The organism is Streptomyces sp. NPDC032161, assembly GCF_040636995.1.
In the GTDB taxonomy this organism is placed as follows: Bacteria; Actinomycetota; Actinomycetes; order Streptomycetales; family Streptomycetaceae; genus Streptomyces.
Genome location: NZ_JBEZVN010000057.1, coordinates 1 through 20,356 on the forward strand (window position 1 = coordinate 1; position 20,356 = coordinate 20,356).

Annotated in this window: 11 protein-coding genes; 3 read left to right on the top strand and 8 right to left on the bottom strand. The window is 74.0% G+C overall.

What is annotated here, in order from left to right; translation table 11 throughout:
- A partial coding sequence (locus AB0E67_RS34485) for an aminotransferase class III-fold pyridoxal phosphate-dependent enzyme (RefSeq protein WP_362034549.1) occupies positions 1-461 on the bottom strand: 461 nt, incomplete at its 3' end.
- A gap of 1,180 nt (positions 462-1,641) precedes the next feature.
- Between AB0E67_RS34485 and AB0E67_RS34490 the strand changes: the two genes are divergently transcribed.
- Both AB0E67_RS34490 and AB0E67_RS34495 read left to right on the top strand, forming a co-directional pair.
- The gene (locus AB0E67_RS34490; protein ID WP_362034551.1) at positions 1,642-2,859 is read left to right on the top strand and encodes a neprosin family prolyl endopeptidase; all 1,218 of its coding nucleotides are present in this window, start codon (positions 1,642-1,644) and stop codon (positions 2,857-2,859) included.
- On the top strand, positions 2,846-3,160 hold the full coding sequence (locus AB0E67_RS34495) for a hypothetical protein (RefSeq protein ID WP_362034552.1): 315 nt from the start codon (positions 2,846-2,848) through the stop codon (positions 3,158-3,160). The genes AB0E67_RS34490 and AB0E67_RS34495 overlap by 14 nt, the downstream gene beginning before the upstream one ends.
- Here AB0E67_RS34495 and AB0E67_RS34500 read toward each other — a convergent pair.
- The 7 genes from AB0E67_RS34500 to AB0E67_RS34530 all read right to left on the bottom strand — a co-directional run bounded on the left by AB0E67_RS34500 (position 3,157) and on the right by AB0E67_RS34530 (position 19,571).
- Positions 3,157-4,461, bottom strand: a complete 1,305-nt coding sequence (locus AB0E67_RS34500; RefSeq protein WP_362034554.1) for an Ig-like domain-containing protein — start codon at positions 4,459-4,461, stop codon at positions 3,157-3,159. The two genes, AB0E67_RS34495 and AB0E67_RS34500, sit on opposite strands and share 4 nt — an antisense overlap.
- Before the next feature lie 30 nt (positions 4,462-4,491).
- On the bottom strand, positions 4,492-5,445 hold the full coding sequence (locus tag AB0E67_RS34505) for a WD40 repeat domain-containing protein (protein ID WP_362034556.1): 954 nt from the start codon (positions 5,443-5,445) through the stop codon (positions 4,492-4,494).
- Positions 5,442-7,172, bottom strand: coding sequence for a hypothetical protein (locus AB0E67_RS34510; RefSeq protein ID WP_362034557.1), 1,731 nt, complete (start codon positions 7,170-7,172; stop codon positions 5,442-5,444). The genes AB0E67_RS34505 and AB0E67_RS34510 overlap by 4 nt, the downstream gene beginning before the upstream one ends.
- Positions 7,172-11,911 (bottom strand): hypothetical protein, encoded by a 4,740-nt coding sequence (locus AB0E67_RS34515; protein WP_362034559.1) that lies wholly within the window; start codon positions 11,909-11,911, stop codon positions 7,172-7,174. Before AB0E67_RS34515 ends, AB0E67_RS34510 begins: the two co-directional genes overlap by 1 nt.
- Positions 11,908-15,447: a hypothetical protein gene (locus AB0E67_RS34520; RefSeq protein WP_362034561.1), complete on the bottom strand. Its 3,540-nt coding sequence runs from the start codon at positions 15,445-15,447 to the stop codon at positions 11,908-11,910. The genes AB0E67_RS34515 and AB0E67_RS34520 overlap by 4 nt, the downstream gene beginning before the upstream one ends.
- Positions 15,444-18,125, bottom strand: coding sequence for a DUF6603 domain-containing protein (locus tag AB0E67_RS34525; RefSeq protein WP_362034562.1), 2,682 nt, complete (start codon positions 18,123-18,125; stop codon positions 15,444-15,446). Before AB0E67_RS34525 ends, AB0E67_RS34520 begins: the two co-directional genes overlap by 4 nt.
- Before the next feature lie 480 nt (positions 18,126-18,605).
- Positions 18,606-19,571 (bottom strand): pirin family protein, encoded by a 966-nt coding sequence (locus tag AB0E67_RS34530; RefSeq protein ID WP_362034564.1) that lies wholly within the window; start codon positions 19,569-19,571, stop codon positions 18,606-18,608.
- Positions 19,572-19,744: 173 nt separating this feature from the next.
- On the opposite strand from AB0E67_RS34530, the gene AB0E67_RS34535 reads away from it, so the two are divergent.
- Positions 19,745-20,110 (top strand): tetratricopeptide repeat protein, encoded by a 366-nt coding sequence (locus AB0E67_RS34535; protein ID WP_362034566.1) that lies wholly within the window; start codon positions 19,745-19,747, stop codon positions 20,108-20,110.
- Positions 20,111-20,356 lie beyond the last annotated feature (246 nt).

Sequence of the window (20,356 nt, forward strand, 5' to 3'; positions counted from 1 at the left end):
GCCCGGCCGGCCTCCACGCCCTTCACGACGTAGCCCCACTTGCGGCTCACCTTGATGGCCGTCTCCACCGCCTCGGCACCGCTGTTCATCGGCAGGACCCGGTCCTTCCCCGTGAGCCGGGCGAGCGCCTCGGCGAACGGACCGAGCTGGTCGTTGTAGAAGGCCCGGCTGGTGAGAGCGAGCCGGTCGAGCTGCTCATGCGCGCGCCGCAGCAGACGCGCCGGGCGGTGGCCGAAGTTCAGGGCGGAGTAGCCCGCCAGGCAGTCGAGAAAGCGACGCCCGTCCACATCGGTCACCCAGGCACCGTCCCCGGAGGCCAGGACGACGGGCAGCGGATGGTAGTTGCGCGCCGCGAAGCGCTCCGTCTGCTCGACATGCTCCCGCGCGCTGTGCGAAGGAAGGCGCGCAGCCGTACCCGTCTCGTCGTCCATGCCCTCGCGCCCCTCGCCGATCCGGTTCATTCCGACCTCCGCCTTCCCGGCCGTCCGCTTGCGGCACGACCGAAAGCAACCATTCACAACAAGCAGCTGACACCTATCATGAAATATTCATTTCACTCAAGGGGGCGGGGTCGGCGCGAGAAGGTCGCGGCAGCGGAAACCGGGGCGCTCCGCCCCGGCGCGGGATCCGGATACGACAGTCGCCCCGTGCCGACACGGCAGAGGGCGACGTCAGGAGGACCTGACGGGAATTCACGAAGAGCGCGTCGGCCCGGCTCAGCGCACCCTTCCCGCAGCTTGAGGGGCACCGGCGGCAGTTCGGGGGCCGACAGGCGACCGCCGTCGTAGCCGTACACCTCGCCGAGGCGGGAGGCCTCCGTCCGGTCCTGCCCGGCCACCTGGACCTCCTCCTGGGTGCGGCCGGTGAAGTTCCGTCACAAGTCGCACGGTTGCCACTTCCGACAGGTGGACGCCGCGCTGATCAGTCCGAGGTCAGCAGAAGGTCGGCGTCGCCCGGGGGCACCGGCCCCGGGCGGAGCCCGTCGCTCCCGCGCCCCGCACGTACTGCCTCCGGACCCCGTGGACAGCCGGGGCTCGACCATGGGGCACAGCACCGAGGTACGTAGCCGTCGGGATCCGGACCGTTCACGGCCCGGACGCCGCCCGCTCCGTTCAGGGAGCCTCTGCCAGGACGACCGCGCAGGCATCGAGCTGCGCCGGCTTCCGGTTGGGAGGAGACTGGACATCAGCGGTCGGATGTGTTCGCGACCTCCTCGCCCGCACTCGACGCCGGCAAGAGGCTTCCATGAGCAGTGACGCGCCCGAACTCCCTGTGGGCGGACCTCCCGGGCACGAGCCCTCGCGGCCCGGCTCCGCCATCCCGGCGGCGAGCCCGGAGGACGGTGGGAAGCGGTCACGTGAACCGCTGCTGGAACAGGACATGGAGCGGCGCGAACGCGCGAGACGCGAACGGCGGTGTGAGGAAGTCCCTCATGTACGTCCGCGAAGTCGCGCCCACCGATGTGCCGCCCGGTTCCCGGGACATGTCCTCGTGGCCAGGAACATCTACGACAGGGCGACCCGCCCCGGGGCGTGGTTCACCCGGGACTTCGGCCCCGGTCTCTTCGGCACCGCTGGGCCACGGCGACCTCGTTCGGTCACCCCGACGTCGCCACCGCGAACGAGCATCTAGGAGAGAGCGATGAAAGCGGGCAGGATTCTGCGCAACCCCGACGCGCCCCGGACCCCGCCCCGGCCGAGAGCCGGCCGGGACCTGGATCGCGCGGACGAAGAGCGGCTGAAGGAGATCCGGCAGTACTTCGAGGACCAGTACACCCGACGCGAGGCGGTCGCCCACACCACGACGGCCGACGGGGACGAACTCGACTGGGTCCCTGTCGAGTGCCGCGGCGAACCACCCGACGTCGAGCCGCCGGAGCGGCCGTACGACTCCGAGCGTCCCGGGCTCTCGCAGCCGTTCGAATCGCCCGACCCGGACGCCGAGACCGGCCCGCCCGGCACCGTCCCGATGCTGCGCAAGCCGCTGGACCGCATCACCCCGGTCGGTACCCTGCAGGACTACCTGGCGAAGGGGCCCTACGCGAAGCGGACCACTCCGCCGGACGACCTCGGCCTGACCTCGTCCGCTGCCTCTCCCGACGTGCACAAGTACGCACATGCTCGCCAGCAGGTGAACCACTACGGCACGGAGGGGGTCATCAACACGTGGAGACCCTACGTCCAGTGGTCGAACGAGTTCTCCCTGGGCCAGCTGTGGGTGGTGGGGGGATCAGGGGCCGGAACCGATGTGCAGACCGTCGAGGTGGGCGTGCAGACCTACTACGACCTCTACGGCGACTGGTATCCGCATCTGTTCATCTTCTACACCACCAACAACTACGCGCAGAGCGGCGACTACCTCGGCGGCTACAACCGGGACGTCAAGGGCTGGGAGCAGTTGTCGAGCACGGTCTACCCCGGCATACGGATGGCGGAGAGCGTCTACGGCGGCGACCAGTACGAACTGTCCATCAAGGTCATGCTGTACCTGGACAAGTGGTGGGTCCGCATCGGCAACGAATGGATGGGCGGCTACCCGCGCAGCCTGTTCAATGCCTCGGGACTGTACAACCAGGCGGGGATCGTCGACTGGGGCGGTGAGATCGTCGACGACGTCGTCCACCACCCCGAAGCCACCTGGACCCAGATGGGCAGCGGGCACTTCCCGTACGAGGGCTGGAGCCACGCCGCCTACATGCGCAACATGGCCTACCAGTCCGACGCGGCCGGCACGATGCAGCCGCTGGTGGGCTATCCCTCGCAGACCAACCCGAACGCCTATCAGATCGCGGTCGACTTCTCCGGGACGACGACCTGGGGATCGAACTTCTACTGGGGAGGACCAGGTGGCGTCGAATGACATCCCGGCGAAGGACGACCGCCCCGAGGTGATCCCCTCCGAGGTGGATCCGGACGTCGAGTGCGTCCGGTTCGACCTGGCGAAGGGTCGTGCCGCGGCGCCACCGCCTCCCGAGGCACCGGAGCCGCCACCGTCCCCGGCCTCCGAGGCCGTGACGGGCCGAAGGCTCTGCCCCGAGGGCTACACGCCCCGGCGCCGGCACCGCGACTACACCCTGGACGGCAAGCGGATCGTCAGCGACTCACCGCCGGTCCCCAACCCGGAGCCGATCCCCAAGCCCGATGAGCCGCCCACCGGTTAGGGCCCGTACGGCCGCCGTTCCCCGCCCGGGAGCGGAAGCATCGCGGTGCACGGGCGGTGCTCGTCGTCCCCTTCGTACGCGACGAGGACCTCCCGGACGCCCCTCGGCACGACCGCCGTGCGCAGGCTCGCCAGGCCCACCTCGTCCAGGGGGACCGTGCCGAGGAGCCGCCCGTCCGTCGTGAAGGTCACGTTGCCGCGGGGTGCCGGTCCGCCGGGCACCGTGCGGGCGATCCGGACCGTCACGGTCGTCGCGAGGCCGACGGTCCTGGCGCCGTAGGAATCGGCGTCCGCCGGATCGACGCTCAGGGTGCCGTCGCGGGCGACGTGAAAGCCGCTGCACACGCCGTGCACGGTGCGCGGCTGATAGCCCTTCGCCGGCACGAGGACGGCGGTCAGTTCGCGGGGGGTGCGGGGCGCCGGGTCCGGCCGGCCGTCGAGGACCGCGAGACCGAGGAGGTCGCTGTCCGCATCGGCCGCGGACAGGACCACCGGGAAGCCGCCCACGACGAGGGTGTCCGTGCCGCGCCCCGTCAGGAACGGGTCGCAGGACATGTCGTAGTCCACCGTCCCGTCGGGACGGACCGTGTACGAGAAGTCGGCCGGCACGCCGGGGCCCGCGTGGAAGACGTACCCGGCGGCCGGGAGCAGCATGAGCCGGTGCACGGTGACCGGGGGGAGAAAGGCCCCCGCGGCGGCGTCCGGAACGCCGACCGGCAGCAGGCCGTGGGAGAGGCCGCGTCCATCGATGGTGACGGTGCGTCCCCGGACCGTCAGGGTGTTCCCGACGGCCTGGGCAAAACCATCCGATTCCGGAGTGAGCCGGACCTTTCCGCCGGATGTGACGGAGAAGCCGAGACCCCCGGCGGCGGTGCCCGCCTCGACCCGCAGCCGGTACCCCGAAGCAGGCAGCAACCGCAGCTCGTGCGTCCGGTCCGACGCCAGCGGAGCCGCGCCCGGCAGGTCCGGGGTGAGCGGATGGTCCAGGCCCCGGGCGTCGACGAGGACCGGCACCCCGCGTACGGTCAGCCGCCGCGTGCCGCGGCCGGCGAGGAAGGCGTCGTACTCCGGCGCGAAGTCCAGCGTGCCGTTCCCGCGTACGTCGAAGACGGCGGCGGCGGTCGTGCCTTCGCCGAGCCGCAGCCGGTAGCCCGAGCCGACGGGCAGCCGTACCTCGGGCGGCGGGTCGGCCGCCCCGTCGACGAGGCCGTCCCGAAGTCCGCGCCAGGCCCCGTCGCCGGCTCCGGAGACGGCGACGCAGGGGTACGTCAACTGCGAGGTGTCGATGGAGATGGCCGGCATCGGGGCTCCCGTCGGAACAGAGGAGAGGGGTCAGAAGGGCGTACTGCCACGGAGCTCCATGCGCGGCACGGACTCGATCCGGGTCTCCGCCCGCACCGGCCGGAGCGGCACCCCCGTGACCCGCTCCCATCGCAGGATGATCGTGTCCCAGCCGGCCGTGATCAGCTCGGACTCGTCCGGCGTCGTCGCCATGGCCCAGATGGCGTCGCCGTGGGCCTGGAGGACCGCTCCGACGAGTTGTCCGTTCGCGTCCCATCGGTGCAGGGTGCCATCGGCACAGCCGGCGACGATCTCGCCGTCCCCGGTCAGCACGAGCGACCGCACCGGTGAGCCCGTCACCAGCGGGCCACCGACCTGCCGCCCGGTGTCGCGGTCCCAGCGGCGCACCGTGCCGTCGATGCCGCCGGAGGCGAACCGTCGCCCGGCGGAGCCCGCCGAGAAGGCCTGGACGGGACCGCTGTGGCCGAGCAGCGGCCCGCCGATCGGTGTGCCGGATGTCCGGTCCCAGCGTCGAACGGTGCCGTCCACCCCGCCCGAGACGAGCTCTTCGTCGTCGGGGGTGACGGCGACCGCCTGCACCGTGCCGGTGTGTCCGCGCAGCGGCTCGCCGAACGGCGCTCCGGTGGACCGTTCCCAGCGGCGGACCGTGCCGTCCTGGGAGGCGGAGACGATCTCGTTGCCGTCGCGGGTACGGGCCAGGGCCAGGACCGGGCCCTCGTGGGCAGCGATCGGCGCGGCCACGGAGAGGCCGGTCAGCCGGTCCCAGCGGCCCACCGTGCCGTCGCTGGACGCGGTGACGACCTCCCGGTCGTCGGGCGTCAGCACCATGCCCCAGATCGTGTGCGGCACCAGGGGCACCGGGCCGGCCAGGAGGGTCTCGCCCACCCGGTCCCAGCGGAACAGCCGTCCGGTGGAGTCCGTCGCGACGATCTCCACCGCGTCGGAGGTCACGGCCATCGTCAGCGCGTACATGTTCGCCTTCATCCCGACGTCCCTCCGGGCGGTACGGCGCCGTCGAACGCGAGTGCGCTGGACGCCTCGCCCCGGCCGGCCCTGACCCGTCGGCCGACCCACGGGTAGGTCCGGCCGTCCTCGCCGCGCGCCACCACCGGCACCCGGCCGGCCGTCACTCCGGAGCGCGGGACCTCCTCGTCGCGGAAGAACACCCGTTTCACCTCCGGCTCCAGGATCCGGCCGGCCGCCTTGAGCTGCGGCAGCCGGGTGCCGTCCGGACCGAACCGGGGGATCTGTCCGCGTCGCAGGCACACCGCCGCGGAGCCCGTCGTCAGCGGCACCGGCACCAGCGGAATCCAGTACGCCGGGACCGCCGTGACCAGCCGGTAGGCGAGCGCCGTCGGGTCGGTCGGCGGCACCTGCGGATCGTCGTCGGGTGGTTCGTCGCCGCGCGCCCGCGGCCGACCGGTGGCGCTCTGCACCGTCCGCTCGATCGCGAACCCCAGGTTGGCCATCTCGTCGCGGGCGAACAGCACCTCCTCCACGGGGGTGCCCTCCAGACGTGCCGAGGCGGTCGGCAGCAGCGGGAGCAACGGCGGTCCGGGCGTGCCGTCCTGGGCGCTCGTCAGCCGGAACACCGACCAGTGGTCGTCCTGGACGGGGTGGACGGTCGTCTCGTCCTCGAAGGTGTCGACGACCGTGAGCCCGGCGATCCGGTGCAGCGCGCTCGTGGCCAGCTCCACCGGGACCATCCAGTGGTCGTTGCCGTAGATGTTCGCGAACTCGACGACCAGCAGCCGGGCCAGGTCCGGCACGCCCGCCCCGATGGCGGGCAGATTGACCGTCGTGTCCTCGAACTCCCACCAGCGCTCGGCCGGCATGCCCGGATACGTGACCCGGGTGGGCAGCACCTCCGCGGGCGTGCCGCCGGCCGGCTCGGGCAGCGGTGTCGTACCGACGTCGAGGTCGAACTGGTACGCGTCGGCGGTGCCGCCGGTGTACTCGGGCGCCGTCAGCGTCACGGGCCGCCCGCCCGGCGCCGCCGTGACCGCGAAGCGGTGCTCCAGCCGTTCCCGTACCCAGCTCGACGCCACCGGCGGCTGGTACCGGGCCCGGAACCAGTCCCGCCACAGCTGTGCCGCCTGGTCGAAGGCGGTCCGCTGGGCGCCGGTGAGCCCCGGCGGGCGCCAGCCGCCGTCCAGGTACCCGGCGAGCGCGACGCCGTCGGGCGCCCGCTCGGCGAGCACGTCGCGCAGGGCCTGCCCGCCCGGGTCGCGCCGCAGCGGATCGTCGTCCGGGTTCGCGGGCGGCCCGGGCAGCGGCGCTTTGGCGAGCACCGCCGCGTCGATCTGGTCCAGGACGGTGGCCGGAAGGCTCTGGGTGCGCAGCGTGTCGAGGAAGCGCCGGCCGGCCCGGGCGGCGGCTCGCAGCGGCAGCCCCTGGAGTGCCTCGCCCGGTGCGGCCCCGGCCTCCGCCAGGTACTCCAGCGGCATGCCCTTCGGCAGGCTGACGCCCGGCGCGTCGCCGCCCGCGCGGAACGCGTCGAGCGGGGTGCTCTCGGTACTGATCCGGCACCTGACGGGCGAACCGGTGTCCTCGCCCGCGAACTCCGCCAGCTGCCACTGCCGGGCGAGCAGGAAGAGCGGGTCGGCGACCCGGGCGGCGAGGGCCTCGTCGAGCTGACCGCCGGTGCCGCTCGGCCGGACCACCGGTTCCACGCGGTGGAACTGGCCGAAGGCCATGACGTCGAACGTCATCAGGACTCCTTCTTGATCAGCTGCGCCATGACCGTGGCCAGATCCGGCCGCATCATCAGGTCCTTCATGTGCACGCTGGGCGCCGTCCCCATCGCCGACTCGGGCAGATAGGCGGCGGGCAGGTAGCGCCCCAGCCAGCCGAGCGCGTCCAGGTCGACCAGACGCAGCTTCGTCAGGTCGAGCGCTTCGCCGATGGTGTCGGCGAGCACGTCCGGGGTCCAGGGCCGGCCGACCACCGGCGGAACGGCCAGGAGTACGGCCTGTGGGGCGCGCGCACCGGGCGCGTCGAAGTGGAAGGTGGCGCCCGCCGTGTGCTGCTGAGCGGGGATCAGGTCCGACCAGGCGTCGACCACGAGTACGGCCGCGCTTCCCGAGGCGAGCGACTGGGCTGGGCCGTGCACCACCAGACCGGTGGCCGGTTTCTCCTCGTCGGCGGGGGTGCGCAGGGCGCCCACCCAGCGGTCGTCGGGCGCGAAGGGCATCTGGCCGATGCGCAGGGTGTGGCCGATGCCGGTCGCCGCGGCCCCGGTGTGCAGCAGCAGGTCGGCGAGGGCGCCGGTGCCCGCACGGACCGTGCCCATGAGTTCCGTCCAGTCGCCCGGTACGAGCGTGGGATCGCCGCCGCGGTCGAGTCCGGTGCCGAAGGAGGCGTCGAGCGTCGCCGCGTCGGGCGGCGTCACCAGGCTCACGGCCCGGAAGCCGGAGCCGAAGACCGCCTCCAGGACCGCGCTGTCGGCCCGCGGCCCGGCGGGCGTCGCCGCCGCGTCCGCCGCCGCCAGCCGCGTCCGGGCCTCGCGCAGCGCGGCGGCCAGTTGATCGGCCCGCTCATCCGCGGTTCCGGCCGGCGGCCCGGTCACCCCGAACGCGGCGAGCTCGTCCAGGTCCTGTGCGGTCACGGCGGCCTGGAGGCCGACGCGAGCCTGCTCCGCCCGGGCGTGCAACTCCGGGTCCGCCGCGTCCGGTGGTGCGGTGTACGCGTGGGCCAGGTCGGCGGCGGTGCCGGGCCGGCCGGCCGCGAGCACCCCGGCGACCGCCGAGCCGAGCGCTTCCACCTGGAGGATGTCCAGGGTCGTCCGGGACCAGCCCGCGCCCCGGTCCGTGCGCAGGACGGGGAGGGCGTCGGCGGGCACGTTCGGCGGCCGTTGCGGGAGGAGCGCGGAGGTGAGCGCGGCCCGCAGCCTGCCGCCGGCGGCGAGCGCCACCACGTCGAGCGCGCAGTGCCCGGTGAGGGGCCAGGCGTGCTCGGTGACGGTGGCCGCCCCCGGCGCGTCCTCCTGGCCGGGGCGCAGCCAGGCGGCCCGGAGTCCGATCCGGTCGGTGGTGCCGAGCTGGTGCCCGGCCCAGGTGTCGAGCCGCGGCTCGGCCTGCGCCCGTGGCCGGCCGGTCTGCGGTGTGCTGTCCCAGCCCGTCGCACGCGGCGTCCCCTCCGGCACGACGACCAGGACTCGGTGGGCCACCGAGACGCCCCGGCGCGGTGTGTCGAGCACCTGGGGCCGCGGCGGCGGCTGTCCGCCGGCGGCCAGCGACTCCAGGGTGCCGCCGGCCCGGTCCGGGTTGCCCTGGGTCAGTTGGTGGACGCTCTCGGCGAGCAGCAGGTCCCCGACGGCGTCGAGGTCGTCGCGCAGCGCCGCGAGGTTCCGGCGGACGGCCTGCTCCTCCGGGCCGCTCATCTGCGGGTCGCCCGCGTTCGCCCGCAGATACGCAATGACGTCGTCCTCGGGCACGTCGGCGAGCCGCGCGCCGTCGGTGACGTCGTGGGCGCCGATGAACTCCTGGGCTCCCGTGCCCGGGTGCTGCACGCCCTGCACCGACCACTTGGCGCGCAGCGGGGCGACGAACCGGTCGAGTACCAGCGTCGAGCCGGGCGCCTCGCCCTCGTCGTGCAGCCGTCGCTCCAGCCGGTAGCCGAGGAGTGCCCCGAAGGGCTGCCCCTGGGCGATCCCGTCGAGGACAGTCATGGCCACCCGCATCCGCCGTGAGGAGAGGTCGACCGCGAAGGCGCCGGGGTCGGTGGGGTGCGACAGGGCGCCGCTGCGCAGGACGGCGGCGGTGGCGGCCTGCGGGAGCGAGGGCGCGAGCACCCAGCCCCGGCTGAGCGGTTCGGTGCGCGGCGAGAGGTTCTCCACCCAGCCGTAGGCGCCCAGTTGCGCCCCGGTCGGGCGTCGTTCGCGCAGCGCGGCGAGCCGGGCGGTGGCCAGGGAGCCGATCCAGGCGTCGAGGCGGTGGGAGACCAGGTCGAGGCATTCGCCGAGCAGCCGCTCCAGGGGGCCGAAGGCGTCCCCGCGGGCGTTCCAGTCCGTCACCCGTCCCGCGAGGTACTGCAGGGCCGCGTCGATCTCCGCGAGCCGGACACTCCAGGGCCGTTCGGTGCCGGTCAGGGTGAGCACCCCGCGGTTCCGGGTCACCGCCTCGATGACCTGACCGGCCATGGCCGTGCGGGCGTCGAGGACGGTCTGGAAAACCGTCGGAGCCGGATCGACGCCCTGCCCCCCGTCGGTCGCGGGCCTGACCGTGGACGTGGGCGCGGGCAGCTGCATGATCGTGCCGAGGGTGAAGGGCTTCGCCTTCAGGCCGGACGCGTTGAGCGTGGGCAGCAACTTGTCGGGATTGAACAGCACCTGGGCGAACCGCAACCGGGCCTGGATCTCCTCCGGGTCCTTGACCCCGGCGGCGGCCCGCCCGTACTCCAGGTTGGCGGTGTGCTTCAGCAGCGCCTCCAGGAGGGTGCGCGCCTCCTGGTTGCCGACGACCAGTTTGAGCGTGTCGAAGCGTGTGACGACCCCGTTCAGGAAGTCCGTCAGCGCCGCGACCGGGTCCTGGCCCTCGGGCAGGTTCGGCCGCACGGAGGGCAGCCAGAGCCGGGTCGCCGCACCGTTGACGTGGTGACTGATCCGCGGCCGGTGGGTGATGCCCAGGGCCTCGTCGAGGGCGCGGGACTGCACGTCCTCCGGGGTGTCGCCCATGCAGAAGCCGGTGGTGGTGAAGTCGAGGCCGGCCAGACCGAGTCCGATGTCCTTGAAGCAGGCGAGCAGCCCGCCCTGGACGGACCGGACCGACACCGTCCGCGACACCGGGGCCATGCCCAGGGCGCGCAGGACGTCGCGCTCGGGCTTGGGGAGCGGCAGGGTGTCCCCGGGCTGGTCGGGGCCGCCGACCCGGGGCAGGGTGCCGACGCCCACCTCCCAGAACGGGCGCAGCACGCCGAGCACGCGGTGCAGTCCCGCGAGGCCCGATGGCTCGAGCGCGTCCGCCTGCCACCGCGCGGTGGCGGTGACCGGCAGCAGGCCGTACGGCTGTCTGCCGATCCGCAGCACCGGCAGCGGGCCGCGGGCCCGGACGTGCTCGATGTGGTGGCGGCGCAGCCAGCTCCGGTCGACGGGGAGTTCCGTGGTTCCCTGGTCGCTCTCCAGGAGTTCGTCGAGGTAGAAGTCGCCGGTGGCGCTCCACAGGGCGATCTGCAGGGCGCGCGCGTCGGCCTGCTCGGGTTCGTCGGCGCCGGGCAGCGCGGCGAGGGGGCCGGCCGGCACGCCGAGCGCGGCGGCGGTACGGGCGCTGTTGGCCCAGGGGTCGGGCGCGGCTGCGGGGGTGGCGCCGAGCAGCCGGTCGACGTCGGGCGGCGCGGGCGACGCGCTCGCGCCGCCCGCGAGGAGGTTGGTGGCCGTGCCCTGCGCTACGAAGGCGGCCTCGCCGTCGCCGTCGCGCCCGGACAGCAGTCGGGCGAGCCGGTCGGCGGACGCCTCGGGCGTGAGGGTGGCGGACACGCCGAACACGACCACGCGGGTGAGCAGGGGTTCCCGGGTCCGGTCGTAGCCCCAGTCGGCGCGCAATGGCACGGTGACGGCGAGCCCGTTGGCCTCCGCCTCGGTGTACTCCGTCAGCCAGCGCAGCCCCGGGTCGAGGGGCAGGCCGCTCGACGGGGGCACGGCGTCCGGGTCGGGGCCCATCTGCACCACGTCCGGGACCGGCTTGCCCTGCTCCTCGCCGACCAGCACGTCGCCCTGGTAGGCCCGTACGACGAACTGGTCCGGCAGGGTCGAGGCGGTCGCCGCCCGGTTCCAGCCCCGCGCGCGCACCGGTACGGCCGGCCAGTCCGGCTCCGGCACCGGATCGGTTCCCGGAACCGGTGCCTGCGGCCGGGTGTCCGACAGCGGGGTGAGCAGCCGGACGAGCCACCGGGCCCGCTCGACGCCGAGCGTCCCGGCCACCTGTCCCCAGGCGGCGAGCAGCAGCCGCGCGCGGTCGCCTTCCGCGTTCTCCGTGCGGCCGGCCCGCCACACGGTCCGCCAGTAGCGGCGGCCCTCCTGGACCTCTGCGTCGGTCGGCAGGGGTTCGTGGCACTCGACGTGGATGTCGTCGGGGAAGACACGGACGAGCAGAGTGTCTCCCGCCGTACCGTCCGTCGCCGTCCCGTCGGCCCGCCGCCGGTGCGCCCGGTGCCCTTGGCCGTACGCCCCGTGTCCGTGCGCCGCCGGTACGTCCGTCCCTCCGCCGCCGAGCCGCAGCCTCGTCTCCAGCCGTACGGGCATGAGCACGAGGGGCACCTCGGGGTCGAGCCCGGCGAGGAGCGGGGCGAAGCCCTTCCCGACGAAGGCGCGTACCTCGGCGTCCAGGGCCCGCCGGGCCTTCTCCAGCCGGGTGTAGGCGGCCCGGCGGTCGTCGGCGGTGGCGTGGGCGCCGAGCAGCGCACGGTGCTCATCGGCCTCGGCCACGGCCCGGCGCAGCGCGCCGAGTTCTGTCATCGGTCGTTCTCCTCGGGATGCAGCAGTCGCTCGGCGGGCAGCACGATCCTGACGGGCTGTTGGAAGCACTGTCGGGCGGTCCCCGCGGCGCTGGTGCCCCACACGAGACCGTTGTAGGCGACGTTGGGACGCACGGTGCCCGGGGCGTAGGCGGCGGCCAGGTACGCCGCCTCGGAGTCGAAGAGGTGGGTCCAGCTGAGGTTGTTCCAGTCGTCCGCCTCGTCCCCCGGGGTGTCCGGCGCCTGGTAGGTGCTGCCCCAGCCGTAGGCGGGATTGGGATCGTCGAGCCCGAACCGGGGCTCGGTCGGCTGCTCGGCGATCACGAAGCACCAGGGGGACGCCGCCAGTTCGGCCTCGGTGAGGTCGAAACCCAGCATGGCCGTGTCGGGGTCCAGGCCGCCGCGGAAGATCGGATGGCGGGCATGGTCCTCGTCGGGGTCGGTGCCGTTCAGCGGCGCCGCGTAGATGATCGCCCCGGGGTAGCGGCGCAGCAGCGCGCTGCGCAGGAGCAGTACGACGCGGTCGGGCGGGGCGGTCGGATGCGCCCCCAGCGGCAGGTCGAGCTGCCAGGTGTGCAGCGGCGGCAGATCGGTTCCGTACCCCCAGAACGAGGCGAAGTACGTGCCGCGCTGGTCGGTCGGATATTCGCGCCAGCGCAGCTCGCGGGCGAACTCGTGGTTGAGGCCGACCATGTACGCGGCGACGAAGGGGGCGTTGGTGAGCGCGAGGAGCGCCGTGTCCGCCGGGACGTGGTCCAGCCCGCCGAACATCCACTCGGTGGACTGGGCCGACAGCGGGGGCCACATGGCGTCGGGGAAGGCCGGCGCCCACTGCACCGGGGTCTCCGGGGCGCCGCCGTCCGGCCGGTCCACGCGCGCGCCCACGACCGCGGGCACGGTGACGGCGGGGTCCGTCAGGTCCACGATCGTCTGCTGGGTCTGCTGGGCGGGGAAGTTGTCCCGGCGCGGGACCGGTGGCGCGTCCGAGGGCTTGAGCACCCGGTCGTGCGCCGAGACGACCATGTCCCTCAGGTCCTCGGGCTGGGCGCCGACCACGACGGGGACGGGCAGCTGGTCCTGCTGCTCGACGAGGACGTCCGGGTCGGTGAAGACGCCGAGACCGAGCTTTCCGGATTCGCCCCACTGGTCGACGAGGCCCTTGATGACGGAGGTGTCCCAGGGATCCTGCTCCCCTCCCGGGCCGTCGCCGGTGACCTGGAGGGTGCCGAAGCAGTCCGCCCACCACTGGCCGCTGTCACCGCTCGGGACCCAGTCCCAGGAGCCCGGGCAGTTGCCCCGGAACGTGCCGTGGCGGACGGTGGACCGCCAGGTCCCGGTGAAGACTCCGTCGGAGGTGTTGTTGCCCTCGCTCCATGTTCCGGTGCACACGCCGCGCCAGGTCCCGCTCTCCGCATCGGACTCCCACGTCCCCGTGTAGAGCGCGAGCCAGGTGGGGTCGCCGCCGTCCGCACCGGGCCTGCCGCTCCAGGTGCCCGCGTAGTCGCCCTTCCAACTGCCCGACCTGCCGCCCCCCATGTCCCAGTCGCCGTGGCAGGAGCCCTTCCAGTAGCCCGCGGCGTCCCCGTGGGCCACCGAGTCCCACGGTCCGATCCACTGGCCGGTGAAGCTCCCCCGCGTCGTGCCGGGGTCCGGCTGCCCGGTGAACAGGCCGAGGCCGGCCGGACCGGTCCGGCCGCTGGGGAAGACCAGGTCGCCCTGCGGGGTCACCGTGGTCCGGGCCAGGAAGTCCGCGGGGGCCTCGGCCTCGGGCAGGTCCGGGATGCGGAAGGCGCGGTTGAGCGCGACGCCGGGCACCGGCGGCGTGGCGGCGAGCTGTTCGGTGGTCACCTGCCGTTTCAGGAAGCGCCCGGCCGCGTCGGTGGCGATCTGCTTCCAGGCGTCCGGTGCCCCGTCCGCGGGCGCGAAGACCTTCCGTACGGCGTCCAGCCGCTCGGGGGCCACGACCTGCTCGGGCGCCACGGTGAAGCCCACCGCGCCGTCCGGATCCCGGGGGGTGACGGCGAGTCCGGTGGGGGACGCTGCGACCGAGGTCAGCACCGTGGCGAACGGCGGCGGCTGTGAGGCGTCCACCGCCCGTCCGGCCGCTAGCCCAGCGGTGAGCGCCACCCGCCTGCTGAGCACTCCCATCGGGCGCACCGTGCGGAAGAAGGAGGTGGTGGCCATGGCGTTGGGGAGCAGGCTCGACCGGATCGAGGACCACAGGGTGGTGTCCGCGGCCAGCGGGAGCCGGCTCTGCAGCGGGGTGACCAGACGCAGTACCTCGTCGGCGGAGAGCGGCTTGACATGCTTCAGGTGCAGCCGGCCGGCGACCAGCCGGGCGAACCGGCCCAGGTCGATCACCCGGTTCGCGGCGCGGACGTCGGCGAGCTGCCGCCACGCCGAGGCCATGAGCGCCTCCTGGTCGGCCTGGACGGCACGGGCGCCGAGCCCGGCCGCGACCCGACACCGCGGGTCGAGGTTGAGGGTGTCGAGCCAGCCCTGCGACGTGGGGTCGGCGCGCTTGCGCAGCGCGTGGAAGCCTCCGTACAGCGGGGGCAGGACGTCGGGGTCCTCGTCGCCCGTGCCGTCCGCGATCGGCACGAGTGCGTCGGCGAGCCGCTGCTGCCACTGCGCGCTCTGCGGGCCGACGGGCCAGGGGTCCGGGGCCGGGGTGGCCGGGGCGCGCAGGGCACTCTCCACCTCCTGGACGACCGGCCCGGGGCCGGTCGCGAACAGTCCCGGGCGGCTGATGTCGAGCGGCCTGCGGCCCGCGTGCGCGGGCAGCGGGCGGGCCCGCAACCGGTCGGCCAGCGTCTCGAAGTCGCCGCCCTCGGCGGTGGCGAACGTCCAGGAGAAGTAGACCGGCAGATCGCGCGTCTCCGTCCCGGGGCCCCAGGCGGGTGCCAGGCCCGCGCTGTCCAGGGGCTGCCCGAGCCCGGCCAGCCGCCCGGCCTCGAAGGCGGGTACGAGACAGGCGGTGTAGCTGGTGTACGGCAGCAGGCGGCGCGGGGCGAGCAGCCGGGACACGGACCGCCGCGGGTCGGTCTCGTGGCCCGGCAGCGTCTGGGCGTGCGCCCAGAGGTGGAGTGTCGCCGGGTCGGGCAGTTCGCTGCCCTCGACGCGCAGGACGGGCAGCGGGACGCCGGGGCTGCGCCGGGGCCGGCCCTTCGGCTGCGGCACGCAGACCAGCGCGAGCCAGGGGCGCAGGGCCCCGGTGGGGCCCTGCGTCAGCGGGGTGAACAGCCAGGGCAGTTCGGTCCGTTCGAACTCCACCATCGGAAAGCGGGTGGTCTCCGCGTCCGGTGTGCCCGGCAACGGGAAGAGCCGCACGATCTCCTTGGGGTCGATCGCCCGTACGTCGCCGGGCCCGTACAGCTGCAGCGCCGGGACCGGCACCGATCGCCCGGGCCTGCCGTTCACCGAGGCGGTGGCCGCCAGCGCGCCCCGTACCGGCGTGGTGCGGACCAGGTCGTCGGGGTCGGCCAGGGAGGCGGCGGCGCCGGCCCGGGCCCAGGACGCGAAGGTGTACGTGGTCATGGCCTCACCTCGTATGCGGGCACGACCTGGTGCAGCACGGACCGGCCCGACACGGTCTCCAGCTGGGCGGTGGCTTCGGTGAAGGTGGACGTCCGCGGGAATCCGGCGTCCTTGAGGGTGCCGGTCTGGACGATCGCGTACGAGCGGTCCTTGAGGACCGGTTTGTCCGGTGCCGTGATGGGCGGCGCGACATACCGGTCGGCCAGCGCGTGTACGAGGCTGCGGCCCACGGCCCCGAAGGGGAGCGCCGCGGTGAAGGCCGCGTCGGTGATCCGCCACGGGGGTTTGGGGATGCTGACCGGGCCGCCGAGCCACTTGGTCTCGTACTCCACCGGCACCGAGTACTGGGGGGCCGTCACCGCGGGGGCGGGCGGGGTCAGTTCGCTGCCCGAGCAGAGCTGTTCGAAGGCCGGCTGGGTGAGCTTCTGGTCGTCCGTGAGATCGAAGAAGTCGGCGCGCGCGAAGTCCTCCTTGACCGGCTGCGCGGTGCCCGCCCCGCCGGCGAACGTCACGGCGACGCCGAACGTGGTCGGCTGGGGCAGCCGGCCCGGCCCGTACCGGACCACCTCGATGCCCAGCGGGACCGTGCGCTGGCTGAACCGGAGTCGGCCGAGCGGATGCAGCAGCCGCCCGCCGGCCGCGTCGTCGGCGCGCAGCGACACCATCGTGCGTGTGCCGTCCGGCAGGACCGGCTCCCAGCTGCGCGGGTCGTCCAGCGCCTGCTCCAGGAGCCGGCAGACGTCCGGAGGCGGCGGGAGGGCGGTCTCGCCGGTGCAGTCCCAGCGCTCGTCGAAGGGGAAGCTGACGTCGAAGAAGAGAAGGGACACGCTGGCCCGGCCGGCGACGTGCCAGCACGGCGTCGGTCCGTCCACGTGGACGCGCAGCCCGACCGAGCACAGGGTCCGGGAGGCGAAGCGCAGTTCGAAGGAGCCGCCCAGGTCGAGCTGGACGCCGAAGCCGGGCTCCCAGCGCACCAGCGCGTCGAAGGACAGCCGTCCGGTGACACCGGTGCTGCGGGAGCCGATGACGGCGGACAGCTCCGCGCCCGCCTGGACGGTGCCCGGGGTGACGGCGAAGTAGCCGGAGAACACGACCCGCAGCAGGGGGCTGTTGGCGATCGCGATGGTCAGGCGCTTCGGGGTCGGGAAGCCGGCGGGCGGGGTGAAGCGGGGGTGGAAGCCGCCGGCGCTGAGGATGAAGGTCGCGTCCTGCCCGCTCTTCACACGCAGCGCGAGACCGCCCTCGACGGAGGCGGTGAGAAGCCGGGAGCCGGCCAGGTCGGCGATGATCTCGATGAGGCCGTTCGCGGCGTCGACGACGCCCGCGACCGAGGCCCGCAGGTCGAGGACGGGTACCTGGGGAGCGGGCAGGGCGACCCGGAGCCGGCCGAGGATGCCCACCACACCACTGGGAAGTTCGAGCACCACCCCGATGTCGGCGGTGACGAACGAGACCGGGCGGCCCCAGCCGATCCGGAACATCGGGCCGACGACCGTGCTGCCGGGGCGGACGGGGAAGACCGCGCCCAGGGTGGCCAGGATGCGCGGCGCCGCGGCCGCGGGATCCGCGGGGAAGAGCAGGTCGTCGACATGACCGGCCTGGACGACCTGCGCGAGGCCGGCCTGGTCGAGTGCGCGGCCGATGCCGAGGAGCCCGCCGACGGCGTTGAGGGTGACGGCCAGGCCGAGCTCGATGGGCGGGGTGAACAGGGCGCTCAGCACGACGAGGACCGACACCGGGCGGGTGTCCAGGATCCCGAAGGCCCGTACCTCGACGACGCCCAGGCTGAGCGAGAGCGCGCCCTCGTACCGGCCGTCGTGCACGGCGAGGAACCCGCCGCCCTTGGCCGGGCCGACGTCGAGGGTGAGCCCGAAGCCCGTCGGCGCGACGGGGGTCGCCGTGAATCCCCCGCCGCTCGGGCTGATGTCGAGGCCGACGCCGTCGACGGTCGCGTCGCCGAGGCCGAGCAGCGAGGCGCCGAACGACGCGTCGAGCCGGAGTCCGCCGTCCCGGGCGGACACGTACAACGAGGGCGCGCGCAGCACGGACGGCGCCTTGTTCAGCGGAATCGCGACGCCCTTGCCGGCGGCGCCGCCTTCGAGCCGCATCCCGTTCTTGTCGAGCCGGACCCCGAGGCTGCCCTGGAGGGCGAGGCCGCCGGGGACGAGGAGGCCGAGCAGCGCGTCGCCGGTGAGCGCCAGGCCGATGCCGTCGGCCCGGAAGGTGAGCGAGCAGTCGTCGGGCGTGGCGGAGGGCAGGGAGAGCACGAGGCTGATCCCGTCGCGCACGGCCAGACCGGGTACGAGGGTCAGCGCGCCGGTCAGGTCGAACGAGAGGCCGAGCGTCGGGGGGAGGGTCGTGGTGGTCGGCGTCGGCACCGGACCGGGGCCCAGGGTGAGGACGTCCTGGATGACCAGTTGCCACGTGGGCGGCGACTGCACGACCGCGGTCCGCAGCAGCTCGACGAGCACCGGCCACACGTCCCCGTGGGACGCGGCGTCCGGCAGGGCGAACCGTACGAGCAGCGCGTCCGGGGTCAGGGCGCCGCCGGGAAGGCCGAGCGCCTGCGCGAGACGTTGTCTGCGGGTGGCCTCGTCGGGCAGGCCCACGAGGACGGGGAGGAGCGGATCGAGACCGGCCCGGAGCTGGGCCGCCAGTTGCGGCAGTGGGGTCGTCATCCGCGGGCCGTGACGATGAGCGTGGGAACGAGAGGGACGTTCATCTGGTCGTCGCCGTTCTCCGCCCGGGCCGGGAGTACGGCCACCGCGACGGATCGGGATCGGGAACGCCTCGACGTTAGCGCCGTCCGGGGAGCCCGGCACGGTCGTGAACCGCGGGGTGGAACCGGCCCGGTGCGCGATTCACCCGACCGGCAGGGCGACACGGCCGCGACGAGCCTGTCGCCCGCCCCGATGCACGCGATGGCGCCCGCTTCGCCCTCTCACTCCTCCACGTGGTCGAGGCGCGGCTCCAAGGGGTCGAAGCGCAGCCCCGATCGGGCCTCGCCTCGCTCCGGGCGGGCGCGGGGCGCCGTCGAGCCGAGGGGATCCCCGGGAGGCGCACCGGGGCCGGGTGGTGCGAAAGCGCTTCGCCGGCCACGCGGACGTCTCTCCCGGCAAGTCGGCTCCAGATACCGAAATGGACGGCGAACCCCCAGGTCAGCGCACCCGTCCCCGCGGCTTGAGGGGCACCGGCGGCAGTTCGGGGGCCGACAGGCGACCGCCGTCGTAGCCGTGCACCTCGCCGAAGCGGGAGCCCTCCGTCCAGTCCTGTCTGGCCGCCTCGATCTCCCCCTGGGTGCGGCCGATGAAGTTCCACCACATGAGGAGCTCCTCCTCGAACGGCTCGCCGCCCAGGAGCATGAGGCCCGCGTCGGAGTCCGCGCGCACGGGCAGTTCGCGGCGCCCGCAGCCGAGGTAGAGCATGGAGCCGGGAAGGACGGGCACGCCGTCGACCTCCGTCTGCCCGGACATCGCCAGCACCGCGTACTCGAAGTCCGGTTCGAGCGGCACGCGGACGTCGGCACCGGCGGTGAGGGCGAGGTCGGCACCGACGATGGGGGTGTAGGCGGTGCCGGGCGAAACGGCTCCGTCGAGCCCGCCCAGGATGAGCGTGGCCGTGAGACCGGGGGCGGTGACGACCGGCAGGTCGGTGTGGTGCTGGAAGTGCGGCTCCACATGACGGTGCGCGTCCGGCAGGGCGACCCAGAGCTGGGCGCCGTGCAGAAACCTGGCGTGACTCTTCGGGCTCTCCTCGGAGTGGCTGATGGCCCGGCCCGAGGTCATCAGGCCCAGCTCGCGGGGGCGGATCGTCTGAAGGCTGCCGAGGCTGTCGCGGTGCAGGACCTCGCCCTCGTGCAGCCAGCTGACCGTCTGCAGTCCCATGTGGGGGTGGGGCGGCACCTGCATCCCGGGCTCGTCGGCGATGTCGTCGGGCCCGTAGTGATCGACGAAGGCCCACGCGCCGACCATCCGGCGGCCCAGGTTGGGCAGCAGCCTGCGCACCTCGGTGGACTCCCCCAGCTGGACGCGGCGGGGTGCGAGGAGTTCACGTACGGGCTCGGCTACGACGAAACCCCGTCCTCCGCAGACGGAGGGCACGGCCTGGCGATCGAGATTGCTCATGGCGCTCAACCTATTCCCGTGGGGGCCGGGGGTGCCGGTACCCACGCCGACGACTTAGTGGAATATTCAATCATCATGCCGGGTTGGAACAACTGCCGGGCACACCGGACATCCGGTCCGGGACCGGACGGGACCGGGGCGCTCCACGAACGGTCCGTGAACGAGGAGATCACATGAGCAACGGCTATTTCGAGTACGGGACGGCCGCGGACCGCTGGGACCGCGCGCAGATGTTCTTCGAGACCAAGGAGTACATGACCGCCGCCCGGATCCTCGAAGGGCTGGTCGAGGAAGTGCCGGAGCAGGTGTCGCCGCGCCTGCTGCTGGCCCGCGCCTACTACCACTCGGCGCGGCTGCGCAGGGCGGAGGAGGAACTGCGCGCGGTGCTGGAGCGCGACCCGGTGGAGCCCTACGCCCGGCTGATGCTCGGCCGCACACTGGAGCGCCAGGGGCGGGACGCGGAGGCGTCCGGCCATCTGCGGATGGCGGCGGCGCTCTCCGGTGACTTCGACACCGAGCCGGGCCGCACCGGCCGCTGAGCGGGACGGAACGGTCGCGTCCCGGGACGAGGCATCCGCCGGGCGGGACGCGGCGATCGGGGTCGGGACGCGAGGTGGTCGGGGCGGCCGGGCGGTGAGCCGTCCGGCCGGTCCGGCGTCGGCGGTACGGCCCGGGGACGGGCGTGGGGGGGCCCCCGGGGGTGGGGGGGGGGGCGCCCCCCCCGGGGGGGCGCCCGAGGGGGGGGCACGCCCCCCCGGCCGCGCCCCCCCCGGGGGCCCCCCCCC

Excerpts from the sequence above, each read along its gene's own strand:
- AB0E67_RS34490 (WP_362034551.1), top strand. The coding sequence starts at position 1,642 with ATGAAAGCGGGCAGGATTCTGCGCAACCCCGACGCGCCCCGGACCCCG.
- AB0E67_RS34500 (WP_362034554.1), bottom strand. The coding sequence starts at position 4,461 with ATGCCGGCCATCTCCATCGACACCTCGCAGTTGACGTACCCCTGCGTC.
- AB0E67_RS34505 (WP_362034556.1), bottom strand. The coding sequence starts at position 5,445 with ATGAAGGCGAACATGTACGCGCTGACGATGGCCGTGACCTCCGACGCG.
- AB0E67_RS34510 (WP_362034557.1), bottom strand. The coding sequence starts at position 7,172 with ATGACGTTCGACGTCATGGCCTTCGGCCAGTTCCACCGCGTGGAACCG.
- AB0E67_RS34515 (WP_362034559.1), bottom strand. The coding sequence starts at position 11,911 with ATGACAGAACTCGGCGCGCTGCGCCGGGCCGTGGCCGAGGCCGATGAG.
- AB0E67_RS34520 (WP_362034561.1), bottom strand. The coding sequence starts at position 15,447 with ATGACCACGTACACCTTCGCGTCCTGGGCCCGGGCCGGCGCCGCCGCC.
- AB0E67_RS34525 (WP_362034562.1), bottom strand. The coding sequence starts at position 18,125 with ATGACGACCCCACTGCCGCAACTGGCGGCCCAGCTCCGGGCCGGTCTC.
- AB0E67_RS34530 (WP_362034564.1), bottom strand. The coding sequence starts at position 19,571 with ATGAGCAATCTCGATCGCCAGGCCGTGCCCTCCGTCTGCGGAGGACGG.
- AB0E67_RS34535 (WP_362034566.1), top strand. The coding sequence starts at position 19,745 with ATGAGCAACGGCTATTTCGAGTACGGGACGGCCGCGGACCGCTGGGAC.